The sequence below is a fragment of the Brooklawnia sp. genome (assembly GCF_032229645.1).
Classification (GTDB): Bacteria; Actinomycetota; Actinomycetes; order Propionibacteriales; family Propionibacteriaceae; genus Brooklawnia.
Genome location: NZ_JAVTWX010000023.1, coordinates 1 through 4,498, shown reverse-complemented (window position 1 = coordinate 4,498; position 4,498 = coordinate 1). Strand labels below are relative to the sequence as shown.

Here is a 4,498-nt window from a genome sequence, read left to right as displayed (position 1 = left end):
CCCCCCGCCCCCGGCCCCCGCCATTTTGTTTTATCTGTGCGCTTAGCCCCCCCCGCCCCCACACCCCCCCCCCCGCGGGGGGGGGGGGGGGTGGGCCCCCCCCCCCCCCCCCCCCCCGACCGTAGACGCTAGAGGTGCTCGTCAGCGAGCGTTTCGCTTCGACGTGATGAGGTCAACGGCGACCGCCAAGACAACCACCAAACCCTTGATCGCCTGCTGCCAAGCCGAGTCCACCGACAGAATCGACAGGCCCATATTCAACACACCCATGATGAGGGCGCCGATGATGGCGCCGCCGATCCGGCCGACGCCGCCGGAGACCGCGGTGCCGCCGATGAATGCCGCAGCAATCGCATCGAGTTCGTAGGCGTTGCCGGCTGTGGCTACCGCTGCACCCGCTCGTGAGGTTGTTACAATCCCCGCCAGCGCCGCCAGGACCCCCATGTTGACGAACACCAGGAAGTCAACCCTGCGAGTATTGATGCCCGAAAGTTGGGCAGCACGAAGGTTTCCTCCGACCGCGTAGATGTGCCGGCCGAATTTGGTTTTATCCATGACGAAGGAATAGACGACCACGAGCACCCCTATGATGATCAGAATAATCGGCATTCCGCCTGAGGACATCGCCAGCAGATAGGACAAGAAGGCAATGGCCACACCAATGATCGCGTTCTTGACGACGAATGAGGTCCACGGTTCAACGGCTGCCCCCTCGCGGATGTCGGCATGCCGGGATCGCAATGCCGACCAGACCACGCCCACGATCGCAAGCGCACCGACGACCAGGCTCACGACATCCATATAGCCGACGTACCCGAGGAAGTTCGGAAGGGATCCATTGGTAATCGCGACGAATCCGGCGGGAAGCCCCGACACGGTGCGCTCCACGAGCACGATAGCAAGCCCGCGAAAAAGCAGCATGCCACCCAGTGTGACGATAAAGGCAGGCACCCCGACATAGGCCACCCAGAACCCCTGCCAGCAGCCGATCAAGGCGCCCAGTAGTAGGCCCGCCAGGCAGGCCAGCGGCCACGGCAACTGCGCGCTGTACATCAGCAATCCGACCACGCCGCCGACGAACGCCACGACTGAGCCCACTGACAAGTCGATGTGCCGGGCGATGATGACCATCGTCATGCCGATGGTGAGCACCATCACGTAGGCGTTTTGCTGAATCAGGCTGGCGACGTTGTTCGGCGCCAGCAGTTTTCCGCCGGTGAGGAAGTAGAACAGGACCACGATGATGAGTAAGGCACCAAGAATCCCATATTGCCTCAGGCCGCCTTGCAGCCGCTTCGAGTTTTTGCTCATCGCATTTCCTTCGTACGTTCTTTGGTCATGAGCTTCATTAGCGATTCCTGAGTAGCCTCAGATCCAGGCACTTCACCGGTGATGCGCCCTTGACTCATCGTGTAGATTCGGTCGCAAATACCGAGGATCTCCGGCAGTTCCGACGAGATCATCAAGATTGCTTTTCCCTCGTCGGCGAGTTGTTGAATAATCTGATAGATCTCGTACTTTGCGCCGACGTCGATACCTCGCGTCGGTTCGTCGAGGATGAGGATCTCCGGATCTGTGTAGATCCACTTGGAGAGAACCACCTTCTGCTGATTGCCGCCCGACAGCGAAGAAGCGATCGCATCTATTCCGGAGGCCTTGATACGCAGCTTCCGAACGAATTCTTCGACAACACCGGCTTCTCTGCGAGATTGGATCACGCAATGGGCGATCAGCTTGTCCAGCGCGGCGATAGAAATGTTCTTCCTGATGTCCTGGATCAGGTTCAGCCCTGCGCTCTTCCGATCCTCTGGCACATACGCCAATCCCATATCAATCGCCTTCGGGACTGTGGAGGTGTCCGCGACGGCGCCGTCCTTGAGAACCTCGCCGCTGATATCCACTCCGTACTCGTGCCCGAACACGCTCATCGCAAGCTCGGTGCGTCCCGCGCCCATCAGCCCGGCCAACCCCACGATCTCGCCGCGGCGCAGCGTCAAGTTGGCTCCGTCCACCACTTTGCGTGACGTATCGATCGGGTGGTACGCGCTCCAGTCCCTGATCTCAAGGATCGGATCGCCGATCTTCGAAGTGTGCACCGGGAAGCGACTCGATAGCTCCCGGCCGACCATCAGCGAGATGATCTCGTCTTCCGTCACGCCACCGGGCCGATGCATGTCGAAGAATCCGACCGTACGACCGTCCCGGATGATGGTTGTCGAATCCGCGATCTCCCGGATCTCGCCCAGCTTGTGGGAAATGATGATCATGGTTACGCCCTCGACGCGCAATTGGCGCATCAATCCCAGGAGATGCTCTGAATCATCGTCATTCAAAGCAGCGGTGGGTTCGTCCAGAATGAGGAGCTTTACCTCCTTGGACAAAGCCTTGGCGATCTCGACAAGCTGCTGCTGTCCGACACCCAGATCGACGACCCTGGTGTTGGGGTCGACCTCAAGGCCAACTTTGTTTAGCAGTGCTCGTGCCTGGACCTTGGTTGCATGCCAATCGACCAGCCCCGCATTTCCCCTCTCGTTGCCAAGAAAAATGTTCTCAGCAACGGAGAGGAACGGAGACAGCGCCAACTCCTGATGGATGATGACAACGCCCGCGTGCTCCGAATCACGAATTGATCGGAATTGGCACGCAGCCCCATCGAGCTCAATCTGGCCGTCGTAGCTGCCGTGCGGGTAGACCCCGGACAGGACATTCATCAGGGTTGATTTACCTGCGCCATTTTCGCCGCAGATCGCATGCACCTCACCTCGGCGCACTTCCATCGTCACATCATCCAACGCTCGCACGCCGGAAAACTCCTTGACGATATTCGACATTCGCAGAATCACTTCATTGGTCTGCATCATTCATCCATCTCTTGTCTGCCGCGAACTAGCTGAGACCCAAATCGGAAGGCGAGTAGAAGCCGGAGTCAACGAGTTCGGACTGCACGTTGTCCTTGGTGATGACAATCGGAGTCAGCAGATACGAGGGGACGACGACCTTGCCATTGTCGTAGCTGGTTGTGTCGTTAACCTCGACCGTCTCGCCATTGACTATCTGAGAAACCATGCGCGCCACCTGGTCGCTGAGTTTCCGAGTGTCCTTCCACACAGTCATCGATTGCTTTCCACCAAGGATGTTCTCGACATTCGCCTGATCGGCGTCCTGTCCGGTCAGCACCGGCCAGTTATCCGAGGTGTAACCCGCCGACTCCAGTGCCTGGGCGATACCGAGCGCCAGCGCGTCATTGGGAGCAAGGACGGCGTCAACACTCTTGTCCTGGTAGAACGAGTTCAAGCGCGTTTCCATCTCCGACTGAGCTGCTGTGGCTGCCCAGGCCTGAATACCGATCGACTGCCAGTTGTCGACGCTCGCCGGAGCCTTGCCCGAGGGCACTACCAGCTGGCCGCTTTGGACGTATGGTTGCAGTACGTCCCAGGCGCCTTCGAAGAAGAAGCGGGCATTATTGTCATCGGGCGATCCGGAGAATGGCTCGAAATTGAATGGGCCTTTGCCGTCGGCCAGTCCGAGCGTCTGCTCGATGTACTTCCCTTGAAGCTGGCCCACCTGGTAGTTGTCGAACGTCGCGTAATAGTCGATGTCGGCGGTATCGAGGATCAGGCGGTCGTATGCGATCACGGAAATGCCGGCCTGCTTGGCCTGCGCGAGCACGGGACCCAGCGCGGAACCATCGATTGGCGCGACGACCAGCACCTCTGGGCCGTCATTGATGATGTTCTCGATCTGGGAGATCTGCTGTTCGACCTTATTGTCGGCATACTGCAGCGAGACGCCAAAGCCATCAGATTTGAGAAGCTCTTCCAGGTGTTGGCCGTCGCGATTCCAGCGCTCCAGCGACTTCGTCGGCATCGAAACACCGATCAGAGTGTCGCCTCCTGCTGATCCACTGCTGGCATCTTCACCGCCGCGAGTGGCCGAGCAAGCGGCACCGCTCAGTACGATCGATGCCGCAGCCAGCGTCAAGCCGACTTTCTTCAAGATGTTGTACATGGTTGTTTCCTCCATTCTTGGACAGACCGCACGCCAATGCACGGTCTGGTTGTGTGCACCTCACAGGGCAGAGCGCCCTGATCACTACGCGAGCGTGGCTCTTGCCGCTCTCGGGAAAGCCCGCATCAGCCGAGAGCGCCCAGTACTTGGGTTGCTTGTTTTGCGGCGCCGAGGGCGACGTATTCGCCGGGTTCGGGGATGTCGACTGGTACGCCGAGGATGACGGCTGCCAACTGTTGTACCGCGGCCAGTTGAGCGCCGCCACCGACGAGTAGGACGCGGTCGATCGGTACTCCGGTGGCACGGACGGCATCGAGAGCGCCACGCATCAAGGTGAGCAGGCCCTCCACCGAGGCCCGCGCGACGTGCGCGGGATCCGAGTTGGCCAGTGTCATTCCGGTGAGGGATGCGGAAGCCTCGGGCAGGTTCGGGGTGCGTTCTCCCTCGAAATAGGGGGTCAGGACCAGGCCACCCGCGTCGGGAACCGACA

Annotated in this window: 4 protein-coding genes; all 4 read right to left on the bottom strand. The window is 59.8% G+C overall.

Translation table 11 applies throughout. The features are described 5' to 3' along the window. Positions 1–141: 141 nt before the first annotated feature. Positions 142–1,311, bottom strand: coding sequence for a multiple monosaccharide ABC transporter permease (gene mmsB / locus AAFP05_RS01470; RefSeq protein WP_341728076.1), 1,170 nt, complete (start codon positions 1,309–1,311; stop codon positions 142–144). Then, on the bottom strand, positions 1,308–2,861 hold the full coding sequence (locus tag AAFP05_RS01465; protein WP_341728075.1) for a sugar ABC transporter ATP-binding protein: 1,554 nt from the start codon (positions 2,859–2,861) through the stop codon (positions 1,308–1,310). Before AAFP05_RS01465 ends, mmsB begins: the two co-directional genes overlap by 4 nt. A 25-nt stretch (positions 2,862–2,886) precedes the next feature. Beyond that, complete coding sequence (gene chvE, locus AAFP05_RS01460) at positions 2,887–4,008, bottom strand: multiple monosaccharide ABC transporter substrate-binding protein (protein WP_341728074.1); 1,122 nt, start codon at positions 4,006–4,008, stop codon at positions 2,887–2,889. A 125-nt stretch (positions 4,009–4,133) separates the two neighbouring features. Continuing rightward, the coding region (locus AAFP05_RS01455) for an FGGY-family carbohydrate kinase (protein ID WP_341728073.1) at positions 4,134–4,498 on the bottom strand (365 nt) is incomplete at its 5' end.

Coding starts and splice junctions, on each gene's coding strand:
- mmsB (WP_341728076.1), bottom strand. CDS start 1,311: ATGAGCAAAAACTCGAAGCGGCTGCAAGGCGGCCTGAGGCAATATGGG.
- AAFP05_RS01465 (WP_341728075.1), bottom strand. CDS start 2,861: ATGATGCAGACCAATGAAGTGATTCTGCGAATGTCGAATATCGTCAAG.
- chvE (WP_341728074.1), bottom strand. CDS start 4,008: ATGTACAACATCTTGAAGAAAGTCGGCTTGACGCTGGCTGCGGCATCG.